Genomic DNA, 1,929 nt, shown 5'->3' with positions numbered 1-1,929 from the left:
CGCTGACCACCGCAGCCTTCGGACAAAACGGAAAGGGCAGATGCCACCAGATCAGCGTCGGGATGCGGATCAGAACTGCCACCACCATCAACGCGGCAACCCAGCTGTTCATGCTCTGCGATGATCGCGGTCATGCTGGCGTAACCAAACCCTGTGATGCAGCTTTCCGCCAAACTGGTGCGTTGCAGGTCGAGCTGTGCGGCTTCGCGTTGGAATGCCCAAACCACGAGGCCCCAGATATCAATCGAACGGCGCGTATCGACGCGGGCCGCCTGCCCCATGCCACGCGCCACCATCATGCCCCTGCCCCCTGCGGTTGGCCAAGTGCGGCGATGTCTTGGCACTTACGCAGCGCAGCAAGCCTGCGGTCGCGCCAGCTTGCCAGATCAGGCTGCAGCTGATCGCCACGCGCCAGAGCTTCGTCAGCACGCACCATCCGGGTCACGCTCTCACCGGCCTGCGTTTTGATCTGACTGACCGCATAGGCGTTTGGCCAGCGGCGCATCTTTTTGAGTTCCACCAAGAGCTCCGGTGCCCAGCCACCGATCAGCGCATCCGCGCCAAGCTGAGCGGCAAAGACGGCCCGGATCAATGGCGAGGCCTCATCACCGGGTGGCTGGATCTGGCCAGCCCAGTCTAGGATGCGGTTGCCAATTGGAAAGCGATCACGGTCCTTGCCGCCGGGATTGGATGCCGCCTGCTCTTCCAGCGCCATCAAGTTCGGCGCGCTCATGTAGGCCAGCCGTGCGCAAAGATCTTTGACCATCTCTTCGAATTGCGCCTTGGTCAGGCTTCCTGGTTTCGCCAACCCGCGCCGCTGCAGCGGCGCAATCAAAAGCATCTCAACGCGCTTTTCGCCATCGGCCTGTTGTGAAATATCCATCAGCGCTTTCCTCTTCTCAGCAATTCTGCGTTTCAGCTGCACGCAAACCGTGCTTGGTGATCTCTTCGTCAGACAACAGCGCGCCATCGGCGATGCAGCTGCGAACCCGGACCCTGACGGCGGCCGCGTTGATGCGCCCACCACCGCGGATGTGATCCGCGATCTGCTTTGCCTCAGAGCGTTCATCCGCCGTGAAAAACGGCGCAGCATTTGTCGCGCGCCCTGTTCTTTTCTGGTTCTCTTCAGGTTCGTGTCTAGACGTCTGGACACGGCTACCCCCATTTTCTGGACACGGGATTGCCCGTTTTCTGGACACGGCTTTTGCCTTTTCCCGTGTCTGGATTCTGGACACGGCTTTTTCCGTATTTTGTGGTTTTTCTTCGTCGCATCCCAAGACATAAAGTGTGCTTTTTTGCTTCTTAGTTTTCGCATTTGAGCGCTGCACCCGGCGGATAAAACCGCCCTCTTCGAGCGCCTTCAGATGCACATTCACGCTTGCACGTGACATCTCACATTCACTGGCAAGAAGCGCCTGGGAGGGATCGCAGCGCTTGGTGTGGCGGTTGTGGCAATCTGCGAGATAGACCAGCACGAGCTTTGCAGCGGGTTTGAGGCCGCGCTGACTGAACGCCCAATTTGTCGCTTCAATGCTCATTGCCGCACGCCTTTACTTGCAGCGGGCCAATTCATGGCGCACCGACGGCAAGCCGTGCACGCGCCTGCTGTAGTGCGACGATGGCTTCATCGATTTCTTTCATCGCGCGCACGCGGTCATCCGCACTGCTGGACTGCTGCGCAGATAAGATGGCCGCAATCGCTTCGCCATTTTCCTTGGCGATTGTGCCTGTCAGCGACATCAAGCAGATATCGTTAATGACTTCTTGCGCCTCCAAGCGCTTGACCATCATCTGCGTGATTGGAAACTGCTCGGACGCATCCTCAAGCGCGATGACATCAGCAACCGTCCAATCCAAAATGCCCGATGCTTTCTTGCTCACCGTGCCCTTGCTCGAGCCACCGCCCCAGCGCGCGTTGATCGTTGCCGC

3 protein-coding genes and 1 pseudogene are annotated in these 1,929 nt (G+C 59.0%); all 4 read right to left on the bottom strand.

Annotated elements, in window-relative coordinates; translation table 11 throughout:
* Positions 1–299: pseudogene (locus DS901_RS10275) on the bottom strand (hypothetical protein); the annotation flags it as partial.
* Entirely contained in the window at positions 296–883 is a 588-nt protein-coding gene (locus DS901_RS10270; protein ID WP_113776859.1) for a hypothetical protein, read from the bottom strand. The pseudogene DS901_RS10275 and the gene DS901_RS10270, both read right to left, overlap by 4 nt.
* A gap of 16 nt (positions 884–899) precedes the next feature.
* On the bottom strand, positions 900–1,538 hold the full coding sequence (locus tag DS901_RS10265) for a helix-turn-helix domain-containing protein (RefSeq protein ID WP_113776858.1): 639 nt from the start codon (positions 1,536–1,538) through the stop codon (positions 900–902).
* A gap of 31 nt (positions 1,539–1,569) precedes the next feature.
* Positions 1,570–1,929: hypothetical protein (locus tag DS901_RS18750; RefSeq protein ID WP_113776857.1), on the bottom strand; the 360-nt coding region annotated here is incomplete at its 5' end.

Origin of the sequence: Loktanella sp. D2R18 (genome assembly GCF_003318235.1) — a bacterium.
Lineage (GTDB): Bacteria > Pseudomonadota > Alphaproteobacteria > Rhodobacterales > Rhodobacteraceae > Yoonia.
Note: the sequence above shows the minus strand (reverse complement) of the source record. Positions and strands in the feature narration are given on the sequence as shown.

Bases quoted from the DNA above. Each gene is read 5' to 3' on its own strand.
- DS901_RS10270 (WP_113776859.1), bottom strand. From the start codon at position 883: ATGGATATTTCACAACAGGCCGATGGCGAAAAGCGCGTTGAGATGCTT.
- DS901_RS10265 (WP_113776858.1), bottom strand. From the start codon at position 1,538: ATGAGCATTGAAGCGACAAATTGGGCGTTCAGTCAGCGCGGCCTCAAA.